The organism is Planomonospora alba (genome assembly GCF_039534085.1).
In the GTDB taxonomy this organism is placed as follows: domain Bacteria; phylum Actinomycetota; class Actinomycetes; order Streptosporangiales; family Streptosporangiaceae; genus Planomonospora_B; species Planomonospora_B alba.
Window position 1 is genome coordinate 1 of record NZ_BAAAUT010000052.1, and the last position, 26914, is coordinate 26914.

At 74.8% G+C, this 26914-nt stretch carries 25 protein-coding genes and 1 pseudogene; 16 read left to right on the forward strand and 10 right to left on the reverse strand.

Features of this window, described 5'->3' with window-relative positions:
• Positions 1–175: 175 nt before the first annotated feature.
• Positions 176–1495, reverse strand: coding sequence for an extracellular catalytic domain type 1 short-chain-length polyhydroxyalkanoate depolymerase (locus ABD823_RS26430; RefSeq protein ID WP_344864162.1), 1320 nt, complete (start codon positions 1493–1495; stop codon positions 176–178).
• A gap of 264 nt (positions 1496–1759) precedes the next feature.
• Positions 1760–3064: an alpha/beta hydrolase family protein gene (locus tag ABD823_RS26435; RefSeq protein WP_344864164.1), complete on the reverse strand. Its 1305-nt coding sequence runs from the start codon at positions 3062–3064 to the stop codon at positions 1760–1762.
• A gap of 77 nt (positions 3065–3141) precedes the next feature.
• Here ABD823_RS26435 and ABD823_RS26440 point away from each other — a divergent pair, with 77 nt between their 5' ends.
• Positions 3142–3684 (forward strand): helix-turn-helix domain-containing protein, encoded by a 543-nt coding sequence (locus ABD823_RS26440; protein WP_344864166.1) that lies wholly within the window; start codon positions 3142–3144, stop codon positions 3682–3684.
• 15 nt (positions 3685–3699) lie between these two features.
• Here ABD823_RS26440 and ABD823_RS26445 read toward each other — a convergent pair whose 3' ends face one another.
• Positions 3700–4500 (reverse strand): helix-turn-helix domain-containing protein, encoded by an 801-nt coding sequence (locus tag ABD823_RS26445; RefSeq protein WP_344864168.1) that lies wholly within the window; start codon positions 4498–4500, stop codon positions 3700–3702.
• A gap of 176 nt (positions 4501–4676) precedes the next feature.
• Between ABD823_RS26445 and ABD823_RS26450 the strand changes: the two genes are divergently transcribed.
• The 4 genes from ABD823_RS26450 to ABD823_RS26465 all read left to right on the forward strand — a co-directional run bounded on the left by ABD823_RS26450 (position 4677) and on the right by ABD823_RS26465 (position 7777).
• Complete coding sequence (locus ABD823_RS26450) at positions 4677–5075, forward strand: TOBE domain-containing protein (protein WP_344864169.1); 399 nt, start codon at positions 4677–4679, stop codon at positions 5073–5075.
• A 13-nt stretch (positions 5076–5088) separates the two neighbouring features.
• Positions 5089–5853, forward strand: a complete 765-nt coding sequence (gene modA / locus ABD823_RS26455) for a molybdate ABC transporter substrate-binding protein (protein ID WP_344864171.1) — start codon at positions 5089–5091, stop codon at positions 5851–5853.
• Positions 5850–6671, forward strand: a complete 822-nt coding sequence (gene modB / locus ABD823_RS26460; protein ID WP_344864172.1) for a molybdate ABC transporter permease subunit — start codon at positions 5850–5852, stop codon at positions 6669–6671. The genes modA and modB overlap by 4 nt, the downstream gene beginning before the upstream one ends.
• 77 nt (positions 6672–6748) lie before the next feature.
• Positions 6749–7777, forward strand: coding sequence for an ABC transporter ATP-binding protein (locus ABD823_RS26465; protein ID WP_344864174.1), 1029 nt, complete (start codon positions 6749–6751; stop codon positions 7775–7777).
• 134 nt (positions 7778–7911) lie between these two features.
• Here ABD823_RS26465 and ABD823_RS26470 read toward each other — a convergent pair whose 3' ends face one another.
• Positions 7912–9144, reverse strand: a complete 1233-nt coding sequence (locus ABD823_RS26470; protein ID WP_344864176.1) for an aminoglycoside phosphotransferase family protein — start codon at positions 9142–9144, stop codon at positions 7912–7914.
• A 117-nt stretch (positions 9145–9261) separates the two neighbouring features.
• Entirely contained in the window at positions 9262–11481 is a 2220-nt protein-coding gene (gene secA2 / locus ABD823_RS26475; RefSeq protein ID WP_344864248.1) for an accessory Sec system translocase SecA2, read from the reverse strand.
• Positions 11482–11674: 193 nt separating this feature from the next.
• Here secA2 and ABD823_RS26480 point away from each other — a divergent pair, with 193 nt between their 5' ends.
• The 4 genes from ABD823_RS26480 (at position 11675) to ABD823_RS26495 (ending at position 15568) form a co-directional block, all read left to right on the forward strand.
• Entirely contained in the window at positions 11675–13303 is a 1629-nt protein-coding gene (locus tag ABD823_RS26480) for a sensor histidine kinase (protein ID WP_344864178.1), read from the forward strand.
• A 124-nt stretch (positions 13304–13427) separates the two neighbouring features.
• On the forward strand, positions 13428–13922 hold the full coding sequence (locus ABD823_RS26485; protein WP_344864179.1) for a hypothetical protein: 495 nt from the start codon (positions 13428–13430) through the stop codon (positions 13920–13922).
• Positions 13923–14022: 100 nt separating this feature from the next.
• Positions 14023–14400 (forward strand): VOC family protein, encoded by a 378-nt coding sequence (locus tag ABD823_RS26490; protein WP_344864180.1) that lies wholly within the window; start codon positions 14023–14025, stop codon positions 14398–14400.
• Positions 14401–14608: 208 nt separating this feature from the next.
• Positions 14609–15568 carry a sporulation protein gene (locus tag ABD823_RS26495; RefSeq protein WP_344864182.1) on the forward strand — a complete coding sequence of 320 codons (960 nt, stop codon included), beginning with the start codon at positions 14609–14611 and terminating at the stop codon, positions 15566–15568.
• A 72-nt stretch (positions 15569–15640) separates the two neighbouring features.
• Here ABD823_RS26495 and ABD823_RS34795 read toward each other — a convergent pair.
• Positions 15641–15856: pseudogene (locus ABD823_RS34795) on the reverse strand (cation:proton antiporter regulatory subunit); the annotation flags it as partial.
• Positions 15760–17451 (reverse strand): potassium/proton antiporter, encoded by a 1692-nt coding sequence (locus ABD823_RS26500; RefSeq protein ID WP_344864184.1) that lies wholly within the window; start codon positions 17449–17451, stop codon positions 15760–15762. The pseudogene ABD823_RS34795 and the gene ABD823_RS26500, both read right to left, overlap by 97 nt.
• Positions 17452–17853: 402 nt before the next feature.
• On the opposite strand from ABD823_RS26500, the gene ABD823_RS26505 reads away from it, so the two are divergent.
• A complete protein-coding gene (locus ABD823_RS26505) occupies positions 17854–17985 on the forward strand; it encodes a hypothetical protein (RefSeq protein WP_344864186.1) in 132 nt (43 codons plus the stop codon).
• A gap of 311 nt (positions 17986–18296) precedes the next feature.
• Here the strand turns inward: ABD823_RS26505 and ABD823_RS26510 are convergent, their stop codons facing one another.
• Positions 18297–18542, reverse strand: coding sequence for a hypothetical protein (locus ABD823_RS26510; RefSeq protein ID WP_344864189.1), 246 nt, complete (start codon positions 18540–18542; stop codon positions 18297–18299).
• A gap of 194 nt (positions 18543–18736) precedes the next feature.
• Here ABD823_RS26510 and ABD823_RS26515 point away from each other — a divergent pair, with 194 nt between their 5' ends.
• From ABD823_RS26515 to ABD823_RS26525, 3 genes are all read left to right on the forward strand, one after another.
• A complete protein-coding gene (locus ABD823_RS26515) occupies positions 18737–19780 on the forward strand; it encodes a HAMP domain-containing sensor histidine kinase (RefSeq protein WP_344864191.1) in 1044 nt (347 codons plus the stop codon).
• The gene (locus tag ABD823_RS26520) at positions 19777–20472 is read left to right on the forward strand and encodes a response regulator (RefSeq protein WP_344864193.1); all 696 of its coding nucleotides are present in this window, start codon (positions 19777–19779) and stop codon (positions 20470–20472) included. The genes ABD823_RS26515 and ABD823_RS26520 overlap by 4 nt, the downstream gene beginning before the upstream one ends.
• 169 nt (positions 20473–20641) lie before the next feature.
• Positions 20642–21661, forward strand: coding sequence for a DMT family transporter (locus ABD823_RS26525; RefSeq protein ID WP_344864195.1), 1020 nt, complete (start codon positions 20642–20644; stop codon positions 21659–21661).
• Here ABD823_RS26525 and ABD823_RS26530 read toward each other — a convergent pair.
• The gene (locus ABD823_RS26530) at positions 21651–22817 is read right to left on the reverse strand and encodes an FAD-dependent oxidoreductase (RefSeq protein WP_344864197.1); all 1167 of its coding nucleotides are present in this window, start codon (positions 22815–22817) and stop codon (positions 21651–21653) included. The genes ABD823_RS26525 and ABD823_RS26530 overlap by 11 nt on opposite strands.
• A 71-nt stretch (positions 22818–22888) precedes the next feature.
• On the opposite strand from ABD823_RS26530, the gene ABD823_RS26535 reads away from it, so the two are divergent.
• Complete coding sequence (locus tag ABD823_RS26535) at positions 22889–23578, forward strand: TetR/AcrR family transcriptional regulator (protein ID WP_344864199.1); 690 nt, start codon at positions 22889–22891, stop codon at positions 23576–23578.
• Positions 23579–23625: 47 nt separating this feature from the next.
• Here the strand turns inward: ABD823_RS26535 and ABD823_RS26540 are convergent, their stop codons facing one another.
• Positions 23626–24231 (reverse strand): GNAT family N-acetyltransferase, encoded by a 606-nt coding sequence (locus tag ABD823_RS26540; protein ID WP_344864201.1) that lies wholly within the window; start codon positions 24229–24231, stop codon positions 23626–23628.
• Between the two features lie 199 nt (positions 24232–24430).
• On the opposite strand from ABD823_RS26540, the gene ABD823_RS26545 reads away from it, so the two are divergent.
• Both ABD823_RS26545 and ABD823_RS26550 read left to right on the forward strand, forming a co-directional pair.
• Positions 24431–25648, forward strand: a complete 1218-nt coding sequence (locus ABD823_RS26545) for an acyl-CoA dehydrogenase family protein (protein WP_344864203.1) — start codon at positions 24431–24433, stop codon at positions 25646–25648.
• Between the two features lie 67 nt (positions 25649–25715).
• Positions 25716–26885, forward strand: coding sequence for an acyl-CoA dehydrogenase family protein (locus ABD823_RS26550; protein WP_344864205.1), 1170 nt, complete (start codon positions 25716–25718; stop codon positions 26883–26885).
• The last annotated feature ends 29 nt before the right edge of the window (positions 26886–26914 follow it).

Sequence of the window (26914 nt, forward strand, 5' to 3'; positions counted from 1 at the left end):
GGCCCGAGCCGGCCGGCCGGGACGGCCCCCCCCCCCCCGCCCGGCCAGGGCGCGCCGGCCGCCCCCCGCGGGGCGGGCGGCGGTGGGCGGCCGGCGGTGGACGGCCGCGCCGCGTGCGGGACGCTTCCGCGTGCGGACACTCCCGCGGATGCCGTCCGGCGGATCCCCGAGGACGTCAGCCGGCGGCGCAGGGGGCGCCGTTGAGGCTGAAGGCGGCGGGCGCGCCGGTGCCGCCGGTGTGGGTGCCCTGGAAGCCGAAGTCGGCCGAGGCGCCCGGCGCGATGGTCCCGTTGTAGGAGGCGTTCCTGGCCGTCACCTGCCCGCTGGAGGGTGAGACGGTGGCGTTCCAGGCGGAGACGACCGTCTGCCCGGCGGGGAGGGCGAACGCCAGGGACCAGCCGCCGATCGGGGAGGAGCCGGTGTTGGTGATCCGCACCGAGGCGGTGAACCCGGTGTTCCAGGCGTTCACGGTGTAGGCGACGCGGCACCCGGTGCCCGGCGTCACGGTCGGGGTCGCCGTGGGGGTCACGGTGGGCGTCGCGGTGGGCGTCGCTGTGGGCGTCGCTGTGGGGCCGCCGCCGTCCAGGCCGAAGAACCGGATCGCGGCCTCGGCCATCCCGCCCATCGGCAGGTTGTGCCCGACGCCCTGCAGGCTGACGGCCTCCACCGGGGCCTGGTCACCGGCGGTCCCGTAGCGGGTGCGCGTCCAGCCCGGGCGCGGGCTGTCGCTGAGCACCGGGGTCTGGCCGATCCCGTGGACGTTCGTCCACTGCTTGATCTGCTCCTGGAAGTTCGGGTAGCGGAGCGTGCCGTCCTCGGTGCCGTGCCAGATCTGCATGCGGGGGCGCGGGCCGCTGTAGCCGGGGTAGGCGGCGCGCACCAGGTCGCCCCACTGCTGCGGGGTCCTGACCACCTGCCCGTTGGCGCAGGCGCTGTTCCAGCTGGAGCCGTCGGTGGTGGCGAAGCAGCCGAACGGCACCCCCATGAACGCCGCCCCGGCCTTGAACACGTCGGGGTAGTCGCCCAGCAGGACGTTGGTCATCATGGCGCCGGAGGAGGCGCCGGTGACGTAGACCCGGTCGGGGTCGCCGCCCAGCCGCTGCAGCACGTACCGGACCATGGACATGATCCCCACCGGGTCGCTGCCGCCGTCGCGGCGGAGCGCCTGCGGGGAGGAGACGTCGAAGCAGGAGCCGCTCCGCGTCGCCGACGGGTACACGACGACGAAGCCGTACCGGTCCGCCAGGGAGGCGAACTCCGTGCCCGAGTGGAAGGCCGGGCCGGAGCCGGTGCAGTAGTGCACGGCCACCAGGACCGGGGGCCTGGCCTGCACCCGGTCCGGTACGTACAGGTGCATCCGCAGGTTGGTCGGGTTGGTGCCGAAACCGGTCACCTCGGTCAGGGTCGCCGAGGACGCCGGGGAGGCCGCGGTGACGACCCAGGCCGCGACGACCGTCAGGGCGGCGGCCACCGCTCCCAGCACTCTGCTTGTCATCCTCATCCGCTGTCCTGTTCTCCCGTGCAGGGCCGCGGGAACCGGCGACCCCTTGAAAGCTTCGGAATAGCATCGAAACTTTTCAACAGGCAAGGAGGGGCCGCATCGCGTGAGGATGCGGCCCCGCTCACCTGCGGCGGGACGGCCGGGCGGGATGAGGGAGGGTGAAAGTTTCGTGCGGATGGCCGTGGGCGGGGGCAGTCCGCACGGCCGCCCGCGGGGCCGGCGCCGCATGGCGGCCCCGCCCGGGGCCGGTGCCCGCCGTCAGAGGTCGGCCGGCAGAAGGCGGCCGGTGATCCAGTCCGTCACGAGGGCGAGGACCTCCGGGTCGGTGGGCCTGCGGACCTGCTGCTTGTAGCCGCGCAGGCCGCCGTCGCCCTCCCCCTCGCGGCGGAGCAGGTGGCTGACGCCCGGCACGAGGACCGTCGTGACGTCGCCGTCCACCAGGGCGGCGATCGTCTCCAGGTCGGCGGGGTCCACCTGCACGTCGTTGGCCCCGGTGACGGCCAGGACGGGCACGCGCAGCGCGCGCAGGTGCGGCGCGGGGTCGAAGGCGATGAACTCGCGGGTCCAGCGCGCGTTGGTCTTGCGCCCCTGGATCCAGGCGACGTCGGTGGTCGTGGCCTTGATCCTGGACACCGCCTCGGCCTGCTTGGCGATCACGTCGGTGCGCAGTACGCGCAGGACGAGGCGGACCGGTGCGGGCAGGTCGCCGGCGATCTGCCGGGTCTGCCAGGTCAGGGTCTCCTCGCCGGTCTTCGCCATGCCGGCCAGCAGCACGATCCCGGCCAGGTCCGCCGTGGGTTCGGCGGCCAGGGCGGTGGTGATGACGGCGCCCTCGCTGTGCCCGATGACGAAGACCGCCGAGGGGTCGATCTCCGGGCGGCTCCGGAGCCAGTCCAGCGCCGCCCGCGCGTCGTCGACGTTGTCGTGCAGTCCGGCGGCGAGGTAGTCGCCCTGCGACTCCCCGACGCCGCGCTTGTCGTAGCGGAAGGAGGCCACTCCGGCGCGGGCCAGGGCGTGCGCCAGGTCGCGGCTGGTGCCGATGCGCATGCTCCTGTGGTTCGCGTCCCGGTCCAGCGGGCCCGAGCCGGTGATGACCAGCGCCACCGGGTGCGGCCCGGCTCCGCCCGCGCCCGCGGGCGGGAGGGCCAGGGTGCCGCCGAGGGTCAGGTCCCCGGAGGGGAAGGTGACGCGCTCCTCGGCGGCGGGCTCGGGCAGGCCGGCCGCGGCGCGCACGCGGTCGGCGAGGGCCTGCGCGTCGGTGTCGCCGACCATCAGCTCGGTGTAGCCGGCGCCCTCCAGGGTCACCCGCACGGCCGGCGTGCCGCGGCGGGCGACCACGAAGGTCCGGCCTCCCTGCCGCCGCCAGGTCCCGATCTTCGTCCGGCCGGGGACGGCCAGGCCGGGGGCGCGCAGTCCGCGGACGCCGGTCACGGGGTCGTCCACGACGGCGACGTCGCGGACCGCGGAGAGCGGCACGCGGATGTCCCCGTGGACCCCGGCCACCTTCTCGCTCCCGCTGAGCGCCACCACGAGCTCGCTCCCGGTCACCGTCATCGTCGCCATCGTGCGTCCTTTCCCTTTCGCCTGGTCATGAGTATTCTCATATTTGAGATTGATGTCAAATGTGAGAGCATTGGGTCGTGAAGACCACGAAGACGACGAGTGTCGACCTCCTCCTCCACCCGGTACGGCTGCGGATCATCCAGGCGCTGCTCGGCGACCGCCGCATGACCACCGCGGCCCTCGCCGCGGAGCTCTCCGACGTCTCCACCGCCACGCTCTACCGCCACGTGGCCGCGCTGGCCGACGCCGGCGTCCTGGAGGTCACCGGGGAGCAGCGGGTGCGCGGCGCGGTGGAGCGCACCTACGCGCTCCACCTGCCGGCGGCGCAGCTGGACGAGGAGGAGCTGGCCGCGATGACGCCGGGGGACCACCGGCAGGCGTTCATGGCCTTCGTCGCGGGCCTGCTGGCCGGCTTCGACCGCTACCTGGAGCGGGGTGACACCGACCTGCGCCGCGACGGCGTCGGCTACCGGCAGACCGCCCTGTGGCTCTCCGACGAGGAGTTCGCCGCCTTCGTGGCCGACCTGCGCGCGGTGTTCGAGGCCAGGGCGGCCAACGGGCCGCGGGAGGGCCGCACGCGCAGGATGGTCACCACCGTGCTGATGCCGTCCGTGCCCTGACCGCACGGCGCGGTGCTAGTCGGGGTGGTGCTGGTGCTGCAGGTAGGCGGCGGTCTCGGGGTTGGCGGGGAAGTACGCCTCGATGGCCAGCTCGGCGACGGTGATGTCGAGGGGGGTCCCGAACGTCGTCATCGTGCTGAAGAAGGCCAGCTCGCGGTAGCCGCGGCGGAGCCTGAGCGGGATCACGATCTGCCCCGGGCCCGTGCCGATCTCCGGCTCCGGCTGGTCGCAGGGGTAGCCGTCGAGCTCCCGCCAGAGCTCCGTCAGCTCGGGGTCGGCGGTCAGGCTGATCTGGCGGCGGAGCCGGTGCAGCAGGTGGGCCCGCCACTCGCCCAGGTTGAGGATCCGGTGTGCGATCCCCTTGGGGTGCAGGCTCAGCCTGAGCACGTTGACGGGCGGCTCCAGCAGCTCCGGCGCGACGCCGCGCAGCAGCAGGCCGGTGGCGGGATTGCGGTCCACCAGGTTCCAGCGCTGGTCCACGACTACCGCGGGGTACGGCTGGTGCCCGCCGAGCACCTGGCCGATGGCCTCGCGGACGGCGGCCATCTCGGGGGAGTTCAGCGGGGTCTCGGCGAAGACCGGGGCGAAGCCCCCGGCGAGCAGCAGGTGGTTGCGCTCGCGGAGCGGCAGCTCCAGCTCCTCGGCGAGGTGGAGGATCATCTCGCGGCTGGGCTTGGAGCGGCCGGTCTCCACGAAGCTCAGGTGGCGGGTGGAGATGTCGGCCTGGATGGCGAGGTCGAGCTGGCTCATCCGGCGCCGTTCCCGCCACTGGCGCAGCAGTTCGCCGACGGGGCGGTTCGCGCTGGTGGTGGCCACGGTCGACACGATAGTCGGCGATGATCGGCGAAACCATTACGTGTCGCGTAACGGCACCACTGACGCGACAAGCGGGGTGGTATCGCGGATACCGGCTGTAAGTCCCTTGATCCATCGCAAATGCTGACTGTCTATCCTGTTGATCCTGGAAAGTGCGAGAACTAGGGTGAGGTGCCGTGGCGACGTTCCGGATCAGCGAGGCCGCGGCGCTGCTCGGGGTCAGCGCCGACACCGTCCGCCGGTGGGTCGACGCGGGCAGGCTCGCGGCCCGGCGCGACGAGCACGGCCACCGGGCCATCGCCGGTCCCGACCTCGCCGCGTTCGCGCGCGCGCAGGCGGCCCGCGACGAGCACGGCGGCAGCACCTCCTCGGCGCGCAACCGCTTCCGCGGGATCGTGACCGAGGTCGTCAAGGACACGGTGATGGCCCAGGTGGAGATCGCCGCGGGGCCCTTCCGCGTGGTGTCCCTGATGAGCCGCCGGGCCGCCGACGAGCTCGCCCTGGAGCCCGGCGTGGTGGCGGTCGCGGTGGTCAAGTCGACCACCGTCGTCGTCGAGGTCCCCGACACCCCCTGACGCTGGAGGCGGAGTGAGACTCGTCCGGGCCGTCCTGGCCCTCCTGGTCGCCCCGGCCCTGCTGGCCGGATGCGGGTCCCCGAGGGCCGGGCACGAGGGGCGGCGGACGGTCACGGTGTTCGCCGCGGCCTCGCTGACCGGGGTCTTCACCGAGCTCGGCGCGGCCTTCGAGGCCGCGAACCCGGGCGTGGCCGTCAGGTTCAACTTCGGCTCCAGCGCCACCCTGGCCCAGCAGATCGTGCAGGGCGCCCCCGCCGACGTGTTCGCCGCCGCCAACCCCGCCACCATGAGGACCGTGACGGACGCCTCCCTGGCGGGCCCGCCCGCCGTGTTCGCCCGCAACCGGCTCCAGATCGCGGTCCCCGAGGGCAACCCCGCCGGGATCACCGGCCTGCGCGACCTCGCCGACCCCCGGCTCAAGGTCGCTCTGTGCGCCCCCCAGGTGCCCTGCGGCGCCGCGGCGACCGCGGTCCTGGCCGCCGCCGGGGCCGAGGTCACCCCGGTCACCCTGGAGCAGGACGTCAAGGCCACGCTCACCAAGCTGGAGCTCGGCGAGGTCGACGCGGCCCTGGTCTACCGGACCGACGTGCTCGCCTCCGGAGGCGGGGTCGAGGGCGTCGACGTCCCCGAGGCGGGCGAGGCGGTCAACGACTACCCGATCGCGGTGCTGAGGGACGCCCCGGCCGGGGAGCCCGCCGAGCGCTTCGCCGCCCTGGTCCGCTCCCCGCGGGGCGGGGAGGCGCTGGCCCGGGCCGGGTTCGAGGTCCCGCGGGCATGACGGGCACCGTACGGCGCGCGGGCGGGGCGGGACGGCCGGGAGGCCGGGCCCCGTGGCCGCTCGTCGTCCCGGCGGTGGCCGGGCTGGCCTTCCTCGTCCTGCCCCTGGGCGGCCTGCTGGTGCGGGCCCCGTGGCCGGAGATGGGGGCGCGGCTGGCGGAGCCGCTCGTGCTGGAGGCGCTGCGGCTCTCGCTGGTCACCGCGACCGCCGCCACCGCGGTCTGCCTGCTGCTCGGGGTGCCGCTGGCGTGGCTGCTGGCCCGGGGGCGCTTCCCCGGGCGGCGGCTGGTCCGGGCGCTGGTGACGGTGCCGCTGGTGCTGCCGCCCGTGGTCGGCGGCGTCGCCCTGCTGCTCGTCCTCGGCCGCAACGGGTCGGCCGGCCGCTGGCTGTACGAGACGTTCGGGATCTCGCTGCCGTTCACCACGGCGGGGGTCGTGCTCGCCGAGGCGTTCGTGGCCATGCCGTTCCTGGTGATCAGCGTCGAGGGCGCGCTGCGGGCGGCCGACCTGCGCTACGAGGAGGCGGCTGCCACCCTGGGGGCGTCCCGCTGGCGGATCTTCACCCGGGTCACGCTGCCCCTCGTCGCGCCCGGCGTCTCGGCCGGGGCCGTGCTGTGCTGGGCCCGGGCCCTGGGCGAGTTCGGGGCCACCATCACCTTCGCCGGCAACTTCCCGGGCCGGACGCAGACCATGCCGCTGGCGGTGTACCTCGCGCTGGAGACCGACCCCGAGGCCGCGATCGTGCTCAGCCTGGTGCTGCTCGCGGTCTCCGTGCTCGTGCTGGCCAGCCTCCGCGACCGGTGGGCGGGGACGCCGTGACGGCTCCGGGCGCGGGCGGCCGCGAGGGCGTGCAGCGGGACGCCGCGACGGCGTCGGACGGGCCCCGGGGAGAGGCCATGATCACGAGCCGGCTGGTGGTGGAGCGGCCGAGGTTCCGCCTCGACCTGGAACTGGACGTCGCCGCCGGCGAGGTGGTCGCCCTGCTCGGGCCCAACGGCGCGGGCAAGACCACGGCCCTGCGCGCGCTGGCCGGGCTGCTCCCGCTCTCCGCCGGGCACATCCGCCTGGACGGCGAGCCGCTGCACACCGTGCCCGCCGAGCGCCGCCCGGTCGGCATGGTGTTCCAGGACTACCTGCTCTTCCCGCACCTGTCCGCGCTGGACAACGTCGCCTTCGGCCCGCGCTGCCAGGGCATGCGGCGGCGGCGCGCCCGCGAGACCGCCCGCCAGTGGCTGGCGCGGGTCGGCCTCGCCGGGTACGAGGACGCCAGGCCCCGGGAGCTCTCCGGGGGCCAGGCCCAGCGCGTCGCCCTGGCCCGGGCGCTGGCCGTACGGCCCCGCCTGCTCCTGCTCGACGAGCCGCTGGCCGCCCTCGACGCGCACACCCGGCTGGACGTCCGCGCGGCGCTCCACCGCCACCTCGCCGACTTCGACGGCGCCGCCGTCCTGGTCACCCACGACCCGCTCGACGCGATGGTGCTGGCCGACCGGCTCGTCGTGGTCGAGGACGGCGCGGTCGCCCAGCAGGGCCCGCCCCCGGCCGTCGCCCGGCACCCGCGCACCGAGTACGTCGCCCGGCTCGTCGGGCTCAACCTGTACCGGGGCGTCGCCGACGGGCACGCCGTACGGCTGGACGGCATCACGCTGAGCGCGGCCGAGTCCTGCACCGGCCCGGTCTTCGTCGCCTTCCCGCCCACGGCGGTCGCCCTGTACCGCACCCGCCCGGACGGCACGCCCCGCAACCTCTGGGAGGCGGTGGTCGGCGGGGTGGAGCGGCACGGCGACCACGTCCGGGTCCTGCTCACCGGCCCGGTCGAGGCCTCCGCCGACGTCACCGCCGCCGCGGTCGCCGACCTCGGGCTCCGCCCCGGCGAGCGGGTCTGGGCCGCGCTCAAGGCCACCGAGACGCACGCCTACCCGGCCTGAGCACCGCGCCGCCCGCCCGCCGGTGCCGGTTCGCGCCCGTCCGTCCGTCCGTGCCCACCCCACCCGTCCGTGCCGGTTCGAGCCCGCCCCGCCCGCGTCCGTCCGCCCGCCCCGTGGACGCGGACGGGCGCGCGTCAGGCGGTCCGGGCGCGCGCCAGCGCCGCGCGGATCTCCCGCGCCGGGTCGCCCTCGTGGTACACCCGCTCGCCGTCCTCGATGCCGTCCAGGAACTCCTGGTAGCGCACGGCGTACGTCAGGTGCCCGAGCGGTCCGGCCAGGGCCAGAGCCCTGCCCGGATCGGAGCCGGGCACGCACGCCGACCAGGCCGCCGTCCAGGCGTCCGCGGCCTGCCGCCGGAGCCGCTCCGGCAGGAAGTCACGCGCGCGCAGGCCGTCCAGGACGGGGTTCCCGGCGTGGCTGTCGGCGAAGTCGACCACGGCGGTGCGCCGCCCGTCCGAGCGCCAGTTGCCGGGGTGGAAGTCGGCGTGCACCACCGTGCGCGGCAGGCCGCACTCCTCCAGGGCGCGGACCCGTGCGGGCAGCGCGTCGGCCAGCCGCCGCGCCGCGGACCGCTCGTCCTCGGCCAGCGGGGCCGCCGCCGCGCCGTCGAGCAGCGCGTGCACGCGCTCGGGCAGGGTGCGGGGCGCCCGGTCCGGCAGGCCGTGCGGGGTCCGGTCCAGGCGCTCCGCGACCGCCGCCTGGACCTCGACCCAGCGGCCGATCATGGTGCTGACCACGTCCGGCGGGGCGTCCCAGCAGTCCTCGCCGGGCAGGTGCGACAGGAGCGTCCAGCCCCGCTCGCGGTCCTCGGCCAGGACCGCCGGGACGATCTCCGCGTCCACGTCCGCGAGCAGGCCGATCGGCTCCGCCTCGGGGGTCGTGAAGGCGGGCGTCGCCTTGAGCCAGACGGGTCCCGAGGCCGTGGGGATGCGGAACAGGCCCGACAGGTTCCAGGTCTTCACCTGGCGGGGCGGCCCGGCCGGCGGCAGGCCCGCCGCCCGCAGCGACGCCTCCGCCCACGCCAGGGCCCGCCGCAGGCCGTCGGCGGTGGCCCAGCCGGACCGGCGCGGGGCGGGGTCCAGCAGGCCGCCGAGGTCACGGGGCGGCGGGCCGAGGAGTCCCGGCCGGGGCCGCCCGAACGCCTCGGCGTGGTAGGTCACGTGCCCGCCCCCGGCGTGCGCGCCGCCCTCGACCCCCACCAGGCGCAGCACCATGACCGGCACGCCGAGGGCCGCGGTGAGGTGCGCGGCGACCGGTTCGACGTCCGCCCACCACGGCGTGGCCACCGGGAAGGGCCCGAAGGTCCCCAGACACGTCTCGCCCGCCGTCACCACCGCACCGGCCGTGCGGTCCCGCTGTCCGTCCATCCGGCCAGTGTGGCCCGCGGACGGGCCCGGCCGCGAGTGGTTTGTCCGGCGCCCGCCGTACGGTTCAGGCTCTCGCGGTACGGCTCGGGCCCCGCCGTCCGGTTCCGGCGCCCGTGGTCAGCGGCCGCGGGCCCGGGCGGACAGGCGGCCCGCGATGCGCTCCATCTCCGTGCCGAACGGGTTCTCCTGGACGAGGTAGGTCCAGGTCGCGGTGGGGCGGGTCAGGCCCGCGCCGTCGAGGTCGAGGCCGTCGGCGGTGATCTCGGCGCTCTCGAAGGCGGCGACCGAGCGGGAGCCGACCTCGTCCAGCATGCGCCGGTAGGCGGCGACGGCCTCCTTGTGGAACTCGTCGAGCGGGTTCGCGCGGCCCAGGACGCGCAGGTGGATGCCCTCGCGCACCTCGGCGAGGTGGGCCAGGTGCTCGGCCCAGCAGCGGTCGAGGTGGAACAGGACGATCTGCCGGGCGGCCTCGTCCAGCACCTCCTCGGCCCCGCCTCCCGGGCTCCCCAGTCTCTCCACCAGCTCGGCCCAGCGCCCGGGGGCCGCCGAGGCGAGGGCTTCGGAGGCGGCCCGCCCGCGCAGGACCTTCCCGCGGCGCTCCAGCACCTCCTCGCGCTGGCGCTCCAGCAGGCGCGTGTAGCGCCAGGTGTTGCGGTGGATCTCCAGGTTGACGCCCTCGGCGACGCGCTGGGCGTGCGCGACGAGCCGCGCCGGGGGCACCCCGCCGCGGTACTCGTCGGCGACGTAGTGGGCGATCAGGTCGTCCTCGCCGCTGACGAAGAAGACCGAGCCGCCGGGGTCGCCCTGCCGCCCGGCGCGGCCGCGGAGCTGGTCGTCCAGGCGGCTGGCGGCGTGCCTGCCGGAGCCGATGACGTACAGCCCGCCCAGGGCGTCCACCCCCTCCCCGAGGCGGATGTCGGTGCCGCGCCCGGCCATCTGGGTGGAGACGGTGATCGCGCCGCGCTCCCCGGCCCGGGCGATGATCGACGCCTCCTCGGCGTCGTTCTTGGCGTTGAGGACCACGCATTCCAGGCCGCGCCCGGCCAGCGTCAGCGCGAGCCGCTCGGACTCGGCCACGTCCGGCGTGCCGACCAGGACCGGGCGGCCCGTGGCGTGCACCTCGGCGATCTCCTCGACCAGCGCCCGATCCCGCTCCATGGCGTGCTCGAACAGCCGGTCCGGCGCGTCGGCGCGGACCAGCGGCCGGTTCGGCGGGACGACGGCCACCTTCAGGTCGTAGAACTCGCGGAGCTGGTCGCCGACCGCCACGGCGGTGCCGGTCATCCCGCACCTGACGGGGTAGCGGGTGATCAGCCCCTGGACGGTGATCGAGTCGAGGATCTCCCCGGTCTCCGAGGGGGGCAGCGCCTCCTTGGCCTCGACCGCCGCCTGCAGGCCGTCCGGCCAGCGCTGCAGCAGCGCCACCCGGCCGCGCGACGGGTTGACCAGGTGGACCCTGCCGTCGCGCACGATGTAGTCGACGTCCCGGGTCAGCAGGGCGTGGGCGTGCAGGGCGAGGCTGACCTCGGCCAGGGTGCGCGGGTCGTCGTACAGCTCGACGCCCAGCGCCTCCTCCACGGTGTCGATGCCCTTGGAGGTCAGGTGGACGTTGCGGGCCTGGTCGTCGATCTCGTAGTGGTAGCCCTTGACCAGCCGCCGGACCAGCGCCGCCGTCTCGGGCACCGCGCCGCCCGGGTCGGCGGCCCCGGCCAGCACCAGCGGCACCCGCGCCTCGTCCACCAGCACCGAGTCGGCCTCGTCGACGAGCGCGACCTCCGGCTCGGGCACGATCAGGTCCGCGGCGTCGGTGCGGAGCCGGTCGCGCAGCACGTCGAAGCCGATCTCGCTGACCGAGCCGTAGGTCACGTCGCAGGCGTAGGCGGCGCGGCGCTCGTCCGGGGTGGAGCCCTGCCCGATCCAGCCGACCGAGACGCCCAGCGCCTCGTACAGCGGGGCCATCCACTCGGCGTCGCGCCGGGCCAGGTAGTCGTTGACCGAGATCACGTGGACCCGCCTGCCCTGCAGCGCGTAGCCCGCGGCGGCCATCGCCCCGGACAGGGTCTTGCCCTCGCCGGTGGCCATCTCCGCGACGTGGCCGGCGAGCAGGGCGAGCGTGCCGACGAGCTGCACGTCGTACGGGCGCAGCCCGAGCGTGCGGTCGGCGGTCTCCCGCAGCAGGGCGCAGAGGGCGGCCGGGTCGTCCGCCTGCGGCTCGGGCAGCTCGTCGAGGGAGCCCAGGCGCTCGGAGTGGGCGCGGGAGGCCGCCACCGTGCGTTCGAAGGGCGTCAGGTCGACCGAACCGGGGCGTTCCAGGAACCGCCTGACGAACTGCTTTATCGAGGCCACGTTCCCTCCAACGTCCGCTCCCGGGGCCGCGTTCCCCGGCGGGCCCGGCCTCCACCGTACCGATCCCGGGTCCGCGCGGGCGGTGGGCCCGGGATCGGATCGGACCGGGCGGCGTCTGCGGGTATCTTGTCCCCGCCACCGAGTGCCCGCCGCCGGCGGGACCGTGCCGCCGAAGGTGAGGGCGATGACCGCTGACGAGACAGCCGTGCCGCCTCCCGCGCGGGCCCGCGCGGGCCGCTGGAGCGCGCAGGGGTGGGTCAACGTCATGCTGCTGGGCATGGCCCTGCTGCTGTGCGTGTCCGCGGTGACGGGCGCCACGGCCCTGCAGAACACCGCGGAGGTGTCCAACCGGCTGGCCGACCAGATCTCACCGGCCCGGGTCGAGGCGGAGCGGCTGCAGGCCGCCCTGCTCAACCAGGAGACCGGCCTGCGGGGCTTCGTCATCACCGGCCGGGACGAGTTCCTCGAGCCGTACATGACCGGCCGGCAGGCCGAGCAGCGGTCGATGGGCGAGATCAGGCGGCTCATCTCGGACGGGCGGCTGCTGCGCGAGCTGGTCGAGGTGGAGCGCCGTACCGCGCTCTGGCGCGCACAGCACGCAGAGCCGATGATCGCGCTGATCCGGGAACAGGGACCGGAGAAGGTGGGCGCGGCCCAGGTGGAGGCGGGCCGGGAGGCGTTCGAGGCCGTCCGCGCCGCGCTGGAGGCGCAGAACGCCGCGTGGACGCGGGTGCGCGACGACGCGCGCGCGGACCTGGAGCAGTCGCGCGTGGTGCGGGACGCCGCGTTCCTCGGCATCCTCACCGTCCTGCTGTTCGCGATCATCGGGGTGGCGGTGCTGCTGCGCGTGGTGGTGTTCCGCCCGCTGGAGCGGCTGGGCGCCGCCTCGCGCCGGGTCACCGGCGGGGACTTCGCCCACCACGTGGACACCGGCGGCCCGGCCGACATCGCCGCCCTCTCCCACGACATGGAGGCGATGCGCGAGCGGATCGTGGCCGAGCTGGAGGAGACGCGCCTGGCCCGGCAGCAACTGGAGGAGCAGGCCACCGAACTGCGGCGCTCCAACGCCGAGCTGGAGCAGTTCGCCTACGTGGCCAGCCACGACCTGCAGGAGCCGCTGCGCAAGGTGGCCAGCTTCACCCAGATGCTGGAGCAGCGCTACGGCGAGCAGCTCGACGACCGGGCCAAGCAGTACATCGCCTTCGCCGTGGACGGCGCCAAGCGCATGCAGGTGCTCATCAACGAGCTGCTCACCTTCTCCCGGGTGGGCCGCGTCACCCGGGAGCCGGTGACGTTCGGCCTGGAGGAGACGGTCTCCATGGCGCTGCGCAACCTCACCGCCGCCGCCGAGGAGTCCGGGGGGCGGGTCGAGGTCGGGACGCTGCCCCGGATGACCGGCGACCGCTCCCAGTTCGTGATGCTCTGGCAGAACCTGATCGGCAACGCGCTGAAGTTCCGCCATCCCGACCGCGCCCCGGTGGTGCGGGTCGACGCGCGGCGCGAGGGCGCGGAGTGGCTGATCAGCGTGGCGGACAACGGCATCGGCATCGACGCCCGGTTCGCCGACAAGATCTTCATCATCTTCCAGCGGCTGCACAACCGGGAGGCGTACGAGGGGACGGGCATCGGCCTGGCGATCTGCCGGAAGATCGTCGAATACCACCGGGGGAGGATCTGGCTCGACACCGGTTACACGGACGGATCGCGCTTCTTCATCGCCCTGCCCGTGACCGACGAGGAGGAGGAGACCGGGCCGTCCGGCGGGGAGCCGGCCGTCGCGGAGCCGCAGGAGGGGGCGGTCGCGGGCCTGTGACGTGCTTTTCCGGCAGAAGGTTGGTCTGTTGGGGTATGCGATGAATCACCCCGTGAAACCGCTTCCGCCGGGATGGCCGCGTGTCAGGATGATCTCCGGTTTCCCTCGAACGGAGAGAGAAGAAATGCGTAAGACCTCGGTCGCCGCGGCCCTGGCCGGTGCGGCGGCGCTCCTGCTCGCGGCCTCCCCCGCGCCCGCCCTCGCCGCGCCGTCCTCGCCGGCGGCCCTGACCGCCGCCCCGGCTCTGGCGGCCGGATCGGGCCTGAAGACGGTGTACGGCTGGGCGAAGCGGTCCGGCGACTCCGCCATGATCGTCACGCCGCACCGGGCGCACCGCGAGGGCGCGAAGGGCGACTGGCATCTCGGCAGGCGCGCCGGCGCCCCTGTCAGGATCGACTACACCGAGGGCCTGGACTACCGGCAGATCAACAGGAAGTGTGGTTACGGCCCGTCGTCCCGCAAGAGCCGCAACACCCGCAGCGCCTCGGCGACGGGCGCGGCGAAGTGCACTCCCGGTGACCTCTACCTGCGGCTCCGCAAGGGCCGCGTCCCGGTGAAGGTCGTCTACGACCCCGCGGGCCCGATGGCGGTCAGGGTCCACGAGCTGGTCGGGCCGTGACGGCGTCCGGCGTGCCGCGGGGGCCCGCGCGCCGGATCGGTGCGGATCGGCCGCCCGTACCTGACATGAGATGACAGGTACGGGCGCCAGGATCGGCGCCATGACCATCACAGCGAAACTTCTCGCCGTCACCATCGACTGCGCCGAGCCCAAGCGGCTCGCGGAGTTCTACGCGACCGTGCTCGGCTACGAGGTCCAGTACGCCGAGGACGAGTACGCCGGCATCGGCGACGGCGCCGACGACACGGTGCGCGTCTACTTCCAGAAGAACACCGAGCGCAGGCCCGCCGCCTGGCCCGGCCCGGACAAGCAGTTCCACCTGGACGTGCGGGTCCCGGACGTGGAGCAGGCGGTCGAGGACTACCTGAAGCTGGGCGCGAGCAAGCCGGACTTCCAGCCCGGCGGGGAGAACTGGACCGTGCTCGCCGACCCGGAGGGCCACCTGTTCTGCGTCTGCCCGATCCCCGGCCAGGCATAGCCCTGATCGGCCCCGGATCGCGGCCGCCCGCCCGGCCGCGATCCGGGACCGCGCCGCGCACGCCGGACGGACATGTCCCTCATGTCCCACGGCACCGCCCGGGGAGAGGGGTCCTCCCCGCCCACCCGCCGGACGGCGCCGGGAACCACGGCCCGGTGCTGATCGTTCGCAAGGGCGGTCACATCAATCTGATCGGAGAGAGGAAACCGTGGTCTTCAAACGGATGCTGGGAGCCCTCGGCGTCGGCGCCCCCTCGGTGGACACCGTTCTGGCCACCCCTCGCGTGCGGCCCGGCGAGCTGCTGCGCGGCGAGGTCCGCCTCAAGGGCGGCGACTTCGACGCCGCCATCGAGCACGTCACCCTCGGCCTGGTCACCCGGGTCGAGGCCGAGTACGGCGAGGGCGAGGGGGTCGGCCTGATCGAGTTCCTGCGCACCGAGGTGTCCGGGCCGTTCACCCTGCGCACGGGCGAGGACCGCGTCATCCCCTTCCAGTTCCCCGTCCCGTGGGAGGCCCCGGTCACCGAGGTCATGGGGCAGCCGCTGCACGGCATGGCCATGGGCGTGCGCACCGAGCTGGCCATCGCCAAGGCCGTCGACAAGGGCGACATGGACCCCTTCCAGATCGAGCCGCTGGCCTCCCAGCAGGCCGTGCTGGAGGCCTTCGCCCGGCTGGGCTTCCGTTTCAAGGGCGCCGACCTGGAGATGGGCCGCATCCACGGCGTCGACCAGCGGCTGCCGTTCTACCAGGAGATCGAGTTCCACCCGCCGGCGCAGTACGCCGGGCAGGTCAACGAGGTCGAGCTGACCTTCGTGGCCGGCCCCGCCGGGATGGACGTCGTGCTGGAGGCCGACAAGCGCAGCGGCCGGTACGGCTCCGGCGGTGACGCCTTCGGCCGCTGGAGCGTCTCGCACGCCGAGGCCCCGCACCGGGACTGGGCGTCCGAGATCGACGGCTGGCTGGCCGCGCTGTCGCAGTACGCCGCCGGCGGCTTCCACGGCCACCACGACCCGTACGCCCACGGCGGCCACCACGGCGGTCACCATGGCGGGCACCACGGCGGCGGGGCCGGCCTGGCGGCGGGCCTCGCGGCGGGTGCGGTCGCCGGTTTCGTCGCGGCCGAGGTGGTCGACGAGATCGGCGACTTCTTCGAAGGCGACGAGGAGTGACCGGACCGGGGAGCGCGGCGGCGTCCCGCCCAGGGCGGGCGGGAGGCGCCGGGCGCTTCCCGGGGCGCCGGGTCAGGAGAGCGGCTCACCGGTGAGCTCGGCCAGGCGCCGTTCGACGGCGGCGAGCCGGTCGGTGAGCGAGGGGCTCTGCAGCAGCTCGGCCAGCTGGTCGGCCTCGTCCTCGTCGAGTTCTATGGTCTGCGCGGGGACGTCGGGATCAGCGCTTCCGTAGACGAGGAGGGTGCGCCGCTCGTCGCCGTGGTCGATGACGCCGAGCCGCTGCCCGTGCCGGGTCTCGCACTGGTGGACGGTTCCGGTGCCGGGGATGGTCGCTGGGATGATCTCCATTTCAGATGGCCTCCGTTCGGTGGTGAGGGGACGGGATTCGGCTCGGCCTGTCCGGTCTCGCCGTACCAGTGGGCCAGGCGGCCCCGCCGGCCGACCGCGCGCAGGCGGCGCTCGGCGGCCTCGCGGGTGGCGCCGGTGGCGACGATGAGCAGCTCGTCCCCCTCCCGCAGCCGCGTGTCGGGGGCGGGCACGCACGTGGTCCGGTCACGGATGATCAGGCTGATGGCCGACGGCGGGGGCAGCCGCAGCTCGGCGATCTCCACCCCGTGCAGTCGGGAGCCGGGCGGGATGGAGACCGTGAGCAGCTCGGCGTCCAGCACGTCCAGCGGGGCGGACTCGATGTCCGCCTCCCGCGCCTGGTCCGGCTGGGCCAGTCCCAGCAGCCGGGCCAGGCCCGGCAGCGTCGGCCCCTGGACCAGGGTGAAGATGACGACGAGGACGAAGACGATGTGCAGCAGCCGCTCGCTGCCGGGCACGCCGGCCACCACCGGGAAGGTGGCCAGCACGATCGGCACGGCGCCGCGCAGACCCGCCCAGGAGATGAACGCCTGGTCCCGCCAGGGGACGCGGAAGGGAAGCAGGCAGAGCACCACGGAGACCGGCCGGGCCACCAGCAGCAGGACCAGGCCGACGACGAGGGCCGGCAGCAGCGCGCCGGGCAGCCGGCCGGGGTCGACCAGCAGGCCGAGCATGACGAACAGGCCGATCTGGGCCAGCCAGGCGGCGCCCTCGGCGAAGGAGCGGGTGGCCGCGCGGTGCGGCAGCACGGCGTTGCCGAGGACGATCCCGGACAGGTAGGCGGCGATGATGGCGGAGGCGCCCGCCGCGCCCGCGGCGGCGAAGGCGATGATGCCCGTGCCCATGGTGGCCAGCGGGTACAGGCCGCTGGCCGGGAGAGCGGCGTAGCGCAGGGCGATCACGCCGGCCCCGCCGACCAGCAGGCCGATGACGGCTCCGACGATGATCTGGTAGACCATCTGCCCGCCGATCGCGAGGGGGTCGGGCACGCCGCCGGACGCGCTGAAGACCAGCACCAGGATCACGGTGGGGGCGTCGTTGAAGCCGGACTCGGCCTCCACCATCGCCGACAGCCGCTTCGGCAGCGGCAGCGAGCGCATCACCGCGAAGACCGCCGCCGCGTCGGTGGAGGAGACGATGGCGCCGATCAGCAGCGCCAGCTGCCAGTCCATGCCCAGCAGCAGGTGCGCCCCGGTTGCGGTGACCAGCACGCTGACGACCACCGCGGCGGTGGCCAGCAGCGCGGAGGGGGCCAGCAGGCGGCGCAGGCCGGACCAGCGGGTGCTGAGACCGCCCTCGACCAGGATGACCGCCAGCGCCGAGGTGCACAGCGTCTGCGCCAGCTGCGCGTCGTCGAAGCGGATGCCGAGGACGTCCTCGCCGAGCAGCACGCCGAGGCCGAGGAAGAACAGCAGGCTGGGCAGGCCGAGGCGGCCGGCCGTGCGTGCCGCGACGATGCCGGCCACCAGCACCAGCCCGCCGGCCAGCAGGACCCCGTACAGCTCCGGCAGAGTCATGACGACGCCCTCCCGGTCCCCCAGCCGCCGGGCGGCGACTGATCGCGCTGCTCCGCCCCTGTCGCGCCGGGTCCCCGGCCCCGGCGGTCCCGATGACGGCCGTCCGCGGGCGGGGGCGCGTCACCCGCGGCGGAGGCGGCCTTTGCACGGGGTCCCCCTACCCGCGCAGCGGCGGCGTTACCGGCCCGGCCGCGCGCCGGCGCAGGCAGAGGCCGTGTGGCAGGCCGTGCGGCCGGCTGTACGGCCGGCCCGGCGGCCGGGCCGGCGTGCGTGCACGTGGTCGTCGGATCCGTCCGCGCCCCCGTCACGCGAAGTACCTCAGCGCGGCGCAGACCCAGGCCAGCACACTCGTGCTGGGAGAAGAAGACCTCCGCTCCGGGGGCCGGCATCACCCCGGCGGCGATGAGCACCACTTTGGCCTTGTCCGCCTTCCCCGTGGCGATGAAGAAGAACGCCACCACGAAGACGGCCAGCACGACGGCGGCGCTCATCGGCCGCTCCCCGGGGGGCCGGTCCGGGCCCTGGCGGGGTTGAGGGCCGAGGCGTCGCGGCGGGCGGACGCCGCTGACGGTTCCGGGAGCCGGGCGCGCCACGAGGGCGTCGTCAGGGGGAGGTCGTACACGGCAGTGCCTTTCGGTGGTCGTTCGCATGCGCGGTGTGGCGGACCGCGCGGATGAGGAGCCGGGACGACCCGGCGGGGTGGTGCGCGGGCCGTCAGGATCGGGCGCTTCTCCTCTCGGAGGGGCGTATCCGTTCAGCTCCGGAGCCCTCGGCTCGGGAGCGGAACCCGTTCCGCTCCGGGGCGGTCCGGCCGCGGCCGTCCGCGAAGCCCTCCGCCCAGCGGATCAGGTCGCTTCCGAAGGGGATCTCGATCCGGGTGAGCTCGACGGAGGCGATGCCGACGCCCCACTCCCGGGTGCGGATCTGAAAACCGCCAGGCGCTCGCCGGCGGGGACGAGGCGGACGGAGGAGACGGCGAGGAAGGCCAGGACCAGGCCGCCCGCCACGATCCACAGGTGCGGGCCGTCGACGGCGGCGATCGCCTGTGGCAGGATCGGCGGCGTCGGCGTGCCGTGCGCGGGCACGGTCATGACGTCTCCCTCCTGTGGTCGTGGCGGCGGCCCTTCCATTCTCGTGAATACGGACAGATGGGACTATCGGGTCTGACACCCATTTCCATCGGGAAGCGGTATGTACGGCGGCGCGGGCGGGCGCGGGGACGCCGGACGCACATGGGGGGCGCCCCGCATGGACAGACCGGCCGCGCCCCGGTGAGGCTGGAGACATGAACGATCGCACCGACCGGCCCGCCGCGGGGGAGCGGCCGGCCACCGCCGAGGGCCCGCCGGACCCGCCCCCGGGGCGGCGCACGCCCGCGCAGTCCCTGTTCTGGCGGCTGTTCGCGATCAACGGCCTGGTCTTCACCGTCGGCACGCTCGTCCTGGCGCTCTCCCCGGCCACGGTGTCCTCACCGGTCCTGCTCACCGAGATCCCGGTCCTCACCGTCGGGCTGGCGCTGATCCTCACCGCCAACGCGCTGCTGCTGCGCCGGAGCCTGGCCCCGCTCGACGCCCTGGCCGCGATCATGCAGCGCGTGGACCTGCTCCGCCCGAGCGACCGGCTCGCCGTCAGCGGCAACGGTGACCTCACCCACGTGATCGGAGCCTTCAACGCCATGCTGGACCGCCTGGAGAACGAGCGCAGCGCGGCCAGCGCCCACGCGCTCGCCGCGCAGGAGGGCGAGCGGCAGCGCATCGCCCGCGAACTGCACGACGAGATCGGCCAGAGCCTCACCGTGGTGCTGCTCGGCCTGAAGCGGGTGGTGGACCGCGCGCCCGAGGAGCTGCGCGAGGAGCTGCACGCCGTCCAGGAGACCGTCCGCGCCAGCCTGGACGAGGTCCGGCAGGTCGCCCGCCGGCTCCGGCCGGGCGTGCTGGAGGACCTCGGGCTGACCAGCGCCATGAACGCCCTGGTCGCCGACTTCTCCGCGATGAGCGGCGTGCCGGTGACCCGCCGCCTCGACCCGCGGCTGCCCCCGCTGGGCGAGGACGCCGAGCTGGTGCTGTACCGCATCGCGCAGGAGGGCCTGACCAACATCGCCCGGCACGCCGCCGCCTCGCGCGTGGAGTTCTCGCTGCGCAGGGAGCGCGGCGCCGTGGTGCTGTCCATCGCCGACGACGGCCGCGGCGGCCCGATCCGGGAGGGCGCCGGCATCCGCGGCATGCGTGAGCGCGCCCTGCTCATCGGCGCCCGGCTGGCCATCGACCATCCGGCGGGGGGCGGGACCGAGGTGCGCCTGGCCGTACCGGCCGGAGGAGGGCGGGAGTGACCGTGGAAGAAGCGATCGGGGAGGAGGCGGCCGCGGAGGGGCGGCGCGCGACCCGCATCCTGCTCGCCGACGACCACGCGCTGGTCCGGCGGGGGCTGCGGCTGATCCTGGACGCCGAGCCCGACCTGACCGTGGTCGCCGAGGCGGGCAACGGGGCCGAGGCCGTCGAGCTGGCCGACGCCCGCGAGGTCGACCTGGCCGTCCTCGACATCGCCATGCCCCGGATGACCGGCATCCAGGCCGCGCGGGAGATCTCCCGGCGCGCGCCGGGGATCCGCCTGCTCATGCTGTCGATGTACGACAACGAGCAGTACCTGTTCGAGTCCCTGCGCGCCGGCGCCTGCGGCTACGTGCTCAAGTCCGTCGCGGACCGGGACCTGCTGGAGGCGTGCCGGGCCGCCATGCGCGGTGAACCGTTCCTCTACCCCGGCGCGGTCACCGCGCTCATCCGCGACTACCTGAGCCGCGACGACCTCGCCGAACGGCCGCCCGCCAGCGTGCTCACCCCGCGCGAGGAGGAGATCCTCAAGCTCATCGCCGAGGGGCACTCCTCCAAGGACATCGCCGACATGCTGGTCATCAGCGTGAAGACCGTCGACCGGCACCGCGCCAACATCCTGAGCAAGCTCGGCATGCGCGACCGGCTGGAGCTGACCCGCTACGCCATCCGGGCCGGCCTGATCGAGCCGTGACCCCGGCCGTTCCGGGCAGCGGAGCGGCCGGTGCGGACGGCCCGGGGAAGGGCGGGGCGGCCGGTGCGGACGGTCCGGTGGAGAGCGGGGCGGTGCGTCAGAGAACCAGGCAAACTGGTCAATTCTGATCTCGGATGCCATTACCCGCGCGTCAGGCGCTCTAAGCTGGGTGGATGACCCGACAACCGTTCCTCCCCCCCTGCCCGGCTTCCCCTGGTGGGTGGCGATGACCTGGGTCGGGGTCCTGATCGCCCTCGCCGGCGCGCTCGGCTACGCGCTCGGCGCCGCGCTCCAGCAGCTCGAGGCGGTCAACGAGGGCGCCTCCCTGAAGCTCATGAGACGCCCCCGCTGGTGGGTGGGGGGCGTCATCGGCTTCACCGGCGCCTCCCTGCACGCGGTGGCGCTGAGCTTCGCCCCGCTGGTCGCGGTGCAGCCGGTCAGCGTCGCCACGCTGGTCTTCGCGGTGCCGCTCGCGGCGATGCTGCACGGCAGGAAGGCGCACCGGGCGGAGATCATCGGGTCGGTCGCGGTGGCCGCCGGTCTGCTGGGCCTGCTGCTGCTGGTCCCCTCGCACACCGTGACACCGCACATGACGGGCCGGGAGGCGTTCGGCTTCCTCGGCTGCATCGCGCTGGTCGTGCTGGTGACCCACCTGGCCGGGCGGAAGGCGCGGGGCCCGGCCAAGGCGCTGGTCCTGTCGATCGCCGCGGGCGCGGTGACGGCCAGCGTCTCCACCTTCGTCCGGGTGGTGGGCGGCAACTTCGGCGGTGAGTGGGCCAACCTGCTCAGCTGGTTCACCGTCGCGGTCCCGGTGCTGCTCGTCTGCGCCGTCGTGCTGCTGCAGAAGTCCTACGAGGTCGGCTACTTCGGCATCGCCTACGCGGGGGTCCAGGTGGTCGACCCGATCACCTCGGTCCTCGCCGGGGCGATCCTGCTGGACGAGGCGATGCCGTCCGGCTGGGGGAACGTGCTGCCCGCGCTGCTCGCCGGCGCGCTCATGGTCTGGGGGACCATGACCCTCGGACGCCTCGCCCCGGACCACAAGGCCCCCGCGCCGGAGCCCGCTCCCGCACCCGCCGCGGAGGACGTCGTGGACGGCACCATGAAGGACGCGGCGCCGTCCACCGGGGACGAGACGGTGGACGACGCGGTGGGGAGCGCCGCGGGGGGCGTCCCGGTCAGTCCGTAGGCGGGCGCCAGCCGAAGACCTCGTCCGCCGCGCCCGCCGCCTTCCCGGGGGCGATCCGCGCGGCGAGCGCCATCGCGGTGTCGCGCAGCCGTACGGCCAGCGGGTTGCGGACCATCGTGGCGCGGCAGACCGCGGCGGACCGGGAGACCAGCGTCGAGGTCCGCGCCAGGCGCGCGGCGGTGTAGCCCGCCAGCCGGGCGGTGAGGTCGCCCGCGGGACCGTCGCCGGGCCCGGCCGCATGGGCCAGGACCACCGCGTCCTCGATCGCCTGGCAGGCGCCCTGGCCGAGGTTGGGCGTCATGGCGTGCGCGGCGTCGCCCAGCAGCGCCACCCTGCCCCGGTGCATCGCCGGCAGCGGGGTCGCCAGGTAGTGGACGTCGTTGCGGAGCACGCTCTCCGGGGCCGCCGCGGCGAGCAGTTCCGGGATCGGGGCGTGCCAGGTGCCGAACAGGCGCCGCAGCTCCGCCAGGCGCGCGGCGCCGTCGCCGGGGTCGCCGCCGGGCGGGACGGTGTCGGTGGCGTAGCAGTAGGTCAGCCCGCCGGCCAGCGGCATGATCCCGAAGACCCGGCCCGCGCCCCAGCTCTCGGACGCCTGGCCGGGCACGCCCTCGGCGGGCACGAGCAGCCGCCAGCTCGTGATGCCGGAGTAGCGCGGGCCGGGGTGGCCGGGGAACAGCGCGCGCCGCACGGGGGAGCGGATGCCGTCGGCGGCCACCACCAGGTCGGCCGCCGTCCGGCCCGCGGCGGACGTCACCTCGCCGGTCTCCGGGTCCACCCCGGTCACCTCGGTGCCCAGTCGTACCGTGCCGGGCGCCAGCCGCGCGACGAGGGCGTCGGCGAGCTGGGCGCGGCGCAGCAGGACCGTCAAGTCGCCGTGCCGGGCGAAGAGGGCCTCCGCGCTGGTCTTCGCCAGCCACCGGCCGCTCGCGCTCCGCACCCCGCCGTCCCCCTGGACGGCGGCGAGGGCGCGGACGTCGTCACCGGCGCCGATCGTGTCCAGGGCCCGGAGCGCGTTGGCCGCGACGGCGAGCCCGGAACCGACCGGTTCCAGCGAGGCGGCCCGCTCCAGCACCGTCACGTCCCAGCCGCGCCGTTGCAGCGCCGCGGCCGCCGTCAGCCCGCCGATCCCGGCCCCGATCACCACTGCCCGTGCCATGCCCCACTCCTCACTACGGATGTAGTTACCGTACTACTCCTGTAGTTGAACTACAAGTGTAGTATCCGAGGATGAAGTCCCAGCGGGCGGAACTCGTGGCCGAGACCGCCATCACCCTGCTGGCCGAGCGCGGGATGCGCGGCCTGACCCACCGGGCGGTCGACGAGGCGGCCGGTCTGCCGCCCGGTTCGACGTCGAACCTGGCGCGCACCCGCTCGGCTCTGCTGGAGCTGGCTCTCGCCCGGCTCGTCGAGCTGGAGACGGAGCACTTCGCCGCGTCCGCGGCCGGCCTCCCCGGGGCGCCCCCGGACTGGAGCGGGACCCCGGGGCCGGGCGGGCGGGCCGGGACCGGCGGGTCGGAGGCTCCGGACGGGCGGGTCCGCGCGGGCGGGCCGTCCGCCCCCGGCGGGGAGGGCGGGCCGGGGGCGCTGGAGGTGCTCGCCGAGGCCATGGCCCGGGCGCTGTGGGCGCAGCTCACCGCCGACCGCCGCCGCACGGTCGCCCGCTACGAGCTCGCCCTGGAGGCGACCCGCCGCCCCGAACTGCGGGCGGTCTACGACCGGGCGGGGGCCGGGTTCCGCGAGCCCGCCGTCGCCCTGCTCGCCGCGGCGGGCTCCGCCGACCCGGTACGGCACGGCCGCCAGCTGGTGGTCTTCGCCGAAGGGGTGATGTTCGACGCCGTCGTCGGGGCCGGTGCGGAGCCGACCCTCGACGACCTCCGCCTCGGGATCGGGGAACTGCTGCGCGGGATGCTCTCCTGATCGCCGGGGCGGGGCCGCGCGGGGCCGGGCGGTCGCCGGGGCGGGGATCAGGCGGTCGCCGGAGCGGGGGCGGCGCGGGCGAGCAGGCGGGCGCGGCAGGCGGGCCACTCCTCGTCGAGGATGCCGAAGTAGACCGTGTCCCGCCAGGTGCCGTCGGGCCGGCGGCGGTGGCGGCGGAGCGTGCCCTCCCAGGTCCCGCCGATCCGCCGGATGGCGGCCTGGGATCGGGTGTTGAGGCAGTCGGTCTTCAGCTGGACCCGGTTGAGGCCGAGCCGGCCGAAGGCGTGGTCGATCAGGAGGATCTTGCACTCCGTGTTCACGGCGGTGCGCCAGACGGCTCTGCCGTACCAGGTCCAGCCGATCTCGACGCTGTGGTCGAAGCCGGGCGTGTCGATGTAGGTCGTCCAGCCGACGGCCCGGCCCGTCTCCTTGAGGATCACCGCGAACGGGAGGTGCCGGTCGTCGCCGATCAGGTCCCGCGCGATCGCGGCCAGCTCCGCCTCGGTCCGCGGGGCGGCGGCCGGGAGCCAGCGCCACACCTCCTCGTCGCCGCCGCCCGCGGCGAAGAGGGCGGGGACGTGGCCGGGGGCCAGCGGTTCGAGCCGTACGGCGGCGCCGTCGAGGATCACGGGGGAGGGCATGGTCGCGGTCATGCGGACGACCCTAGGGAGGCGGGTGGTCCACCGGTAAGGACCACTTCGCGGTCTTTGCGGGGTGCCACCCGTGGCGGTCCGTGGCCGGTCGTGGACGCTCCGGGGCGGGCGGGCGATCCCGGAACGCGAGTCCGGGGTCCCTGTCGACATGCATACCGTCCGGTCGGTACGCTCCTGGGGAGAATGTGAGGAGGACCCCGTGGACTTCGGGTTCGATGCGAGGACCGAGGAGCTCAGGCAGCGGCTGCTCGCGTTCATGGACGAGTGCGTGTATCCGGCGGAGGCGGAGTTCGAGGCCCAGGCCGGCGCGTCGGGCTGGAGCCCCCCGCCGCTGCTGGAGGAGCTCAAGGCCGAGGCGCGCCGCCGCGGCCTGTGGAACCTCTTCCTGCCGGGCGAGCACGGTGCCGGGCTGACGAACCTGCAGTACGCGCCGCTGGCCGAGATCATGGGCCGGTCGCCGCGGATCGCTCCGGCCGCCACCAACTGCGCGGCCCCGGACACCGGGAACATGGAGGTCCTGGCCGAGTTCGGCGACGAGCGGCAGCGCAAGGAGTGGCTGGAGCCGCTGCTGCGCGGGGAGATCCGCTCGGCCTTCGCGATGACCGAGCCGGCCGTCGCCTCCTCCGACGCCTCCAACATCTCGCTCTCCATCGAGCGCGACGGCGGCGAGTACGTCATCAACGGCCGCAAGTGGTTCGCCTCCGGCGCGATGAACCCCGGCTGCCGGATCCTCATCGTGATGGGCAAGACCGACCCCGAGGCGCCCAAGCACCGGCAGCAGTCGATGGTCCTGGTCCCCACCGGCACCCCCGGCGTGCACGTCCGGCGCGGCATGCACGTGTTCGGCTACACCGACGCCGACCACGGCGGGCACGCCGAGATCGACTTCACCGACGTCCGGGTCCCCGCGGAGAACCTCATCGGCGAGGAGGGCGGCGGCTTCGCGATCGCCCAGGCCCGCCTCGGGCCGGGCCGGATCCACCACTGCATGCGGCTGATCGGGATGGCCGAGCGGGCCGTCGACCTGATGTGCGAGCGCGCGGTGTCCCGGACCACGTTCGGCAAGCCGCTCGCCCGGCAGGGCGTCGTGCAGGACTGGATCGCCGAGTCGCGGGTGAGGATCGAGCAGCTCCGGCTGCTGGTGCTGAAGACCGCCTGGCTGATGGACACCGTCGGCAACCGCGGCGCCCACACCGAGATCCAGGCCATCAAGATCGCCACCCCGCGCGAGGTGGAGTGGATCCTCGACAAGGCCATCCAGGTCCACGGCGCCGGCGGCGTCAGCCAGGACTTCCCGCTGGCGGGCCTGTGGGCGGCGGCCCGGTCGCTGCGCCTGGCCGACGGCCCGGACGAGGTCCACAAGCGCTCCCTCGCCTACCGGGAGCTGAAGAAGCACATGACCCCGCCGTCCGCCTGAGGCGGACGGCGCCGCGCCGCCGGGCGGCCCCGGTGGCCCTCTCGCTGGATCCGATGGGAGATCTGTGATGACAGAGGAAGAGGTCGAGGCGCTCGCCAGGGGGTTCCTGGCGGCGCACGACCCGGGTGGCGACCGGCTGGAGTTCCTGCGCGCCCGGTTCGACGCCGGGCTCGCGTGGGTGCACTTCCCCGAGGGACTGGGCGGCCTGGGCGTCCACCGGGAGCTGCAGCAGGCCGTGGACCGCGTGCTCGCGGGCACGCCGCAGCCCGACGTCGGCGTCCAGGGGATCGGTCTCGGCATGGCGGCGCCGACGATCCTGGCCTTCGGCACCGAGGAGCAGAAGAAGCGCTTCCTGCGGCCGCTGTGGACGGGCGAGGAGATCTGGTGCCAGCTCTTCAGCGAGCCCGGCGCGGGCTCGGACCTGGCGACCCTCGCCACGCGGGCCGTGCGCGACGGCGGCGAGTGGGTGGTGGACGGCCAGAAGGTGTGGACCTCCGGCGCGCACCACGCCCGCTGGGCGATCCTGGTGGCCCGGACCGACCCGGACGTGCCCAAGCACCGGGGCCTGACCTACTTCGTCTGCGACATGCACGCGCCGGGGGTCGAGGTCCGGCCGCTCCGCCAGATCACCGGTGAGGCCGAGTTCAACGAGGTCTTCCTGACGGGCGTGCGGCTCGGCGACGACCTGCGGCTGGGCGAGGTCGGCGACGGCTGGCGGGTCGCGCAGACGACCCTGATGAACGAGCGGGTCGCCATCGGCGGCGGCCCGGTACGGCGCGGCGGCGGCATGATCGGCGTGGTGGCCGAGACCTGGCGGAACCGCCCTGAGCTGCGCACCCACGACCTGCACCAGCGCCTGCTGCGGCTCTGGGTGGAGTCCGAGGTGACCCGGTTGGCCGGCGCCCGGCTCCGCGAGCAGCTGGCGGCGGGGCAGCCGGGGCCGGAGGGCTCCGGCATGAAGCTCTCCTTCGCCGCGCTCAACCAGGCGCTGTCCGGGTTCGACGTCGAGCTGCACGGCGCGGAGGGGCTGGAGTACGACGACTGGTCGTTCCGCCGCTCCGACAGCGTGGACTTCTTCGGCCGCGGCCCCGGCTACCGCTACCTGCGCGCGAAGGGCAACTCGATCGAGGGCGGCACCTCGGAGATCCTGCGCAACATCGTCGCCGAGCGCGTGCTGGGCCTGCCGTCGGAGCCCCGCGTCGACAAGGACGTGCCCTGGAAGGACCTGCCCCGGTGAGCCCCCTGATCCCGGGCCGGGCCGTCGGC

Bases quoted from the DNA above. Each gene is read 5' to 3' on its own strand.
- ABD823_RS26430 (WP_344864162.1), bottom strand. From the start codon at position 1,495: ATGACAAGCAGAGTGCTGGGAGCGGTGGCCGCCGCCCTGACGGTCGTC.
- ABD823_RS26435 (WP_344864164.1), bottom strand. From the start codon at position 3,064: ATGGCGACGATGACGGTGACCGGGAGCGAGCTCGTGGTGGCGCTCAGC.
- modB (WP_344864172.1), top strand. From the start codon at position 5,850: ATGACGGGCACCGTACGGCGCGCGGGCGGGGCGGGACGGCCGGGAGGC.
- ABD823_RS26465 (WP_344864174.1), top strand. From the start codon at position 6,749: ATGATCACGAGCCGGCTGGTGGTGGAGCGGCCGAGGTTCCGCCTCGAC.
- ABD823_RS26470 (WP_344864176.1), bottom strand. From the start codon at position 9,144: ATGGACGGACAGCGGGACCGCACGGCCGGTGCGGTGGTGACGGCGGGC.
- ABD823_RS26480 (WP_344864178.1), top strand. From the start codon at position 11,675: ATGACCGCTGACGAGACAGCCGTGCCGCCTCCCGCGCGGGCCCGCGCG.
- ABD823_RS26485 (WP_344864179.1), top strand. From the start codon at position 13,428: ATGCGTAAGACCTCGGTCGCCGCGGCCCTGGCCGGTGCGGCGGCGCTC.
- ABD823_RS26490 (WP_344864180.1), top strand. From the start codon at position 14,023: ATGACCATCACAGCGAAACTTCTCGCCGTCACCATCGACTGCGCCGAG.
- ABD823_RS26500 (WP_344864184.1), bottom strand. From the start codon at position 17,451: ATGACTCTGCCGGAGCTGTACGGGGTCCTGCTGGCCGGCGGGCTGGTG.
- ABD823_RS26505 (WP_344864186.1), top strand. From the start codon at position 17,854: ATGAGCACCACTTTGGCCTTGTCCGCCTTCCCCGTGGCGATGAAGAAG.
- ABD823_RS26510 (WP_344864189.1), bottom strand. From the start codon at position 18,542: ATGACCGTGCCCGCGCACGGCACGCCGACGCCGCCGATCCTGCCACAG.
- ABD823_RS26515 (WP_344864191.1), top strand. From the start codon at position 18,737: ATGAACGATCGCACCGACCGGCCCGCCGCGGGGGAGCGGCCGGCCACC.
- ABD823_RS26530 (WP_344864197.1), bottom strand. From the start codon at position 22,817: ATGGCACGGGCAGTGGTGATCGGGGCCGGGATCGGCGGGCTGACGGCG.
- ABD823_RS26535 (WP_344864199.1), top strand. From the start codon at position 22,889: ATGAAGTCCCAGCGGGCGGAACTCGTGGCCGAGACCGCCATCACCCTG.
- ABD823_RS26540 (WP_344864201.1), bottom strand. From the start codon at position 24,231: ATGACCGCGACCATGCCCTCCCCCGTGATCCTCGACGGCGCCGCCGTA.
- ABD823_RS26550 (WP_344864205.1), top strand. From the start codon at position 25,716: ATGACAGAGGAAGAGGTCGAGGCGCTCGCCAGGGGGTTCCTGGCGGCG.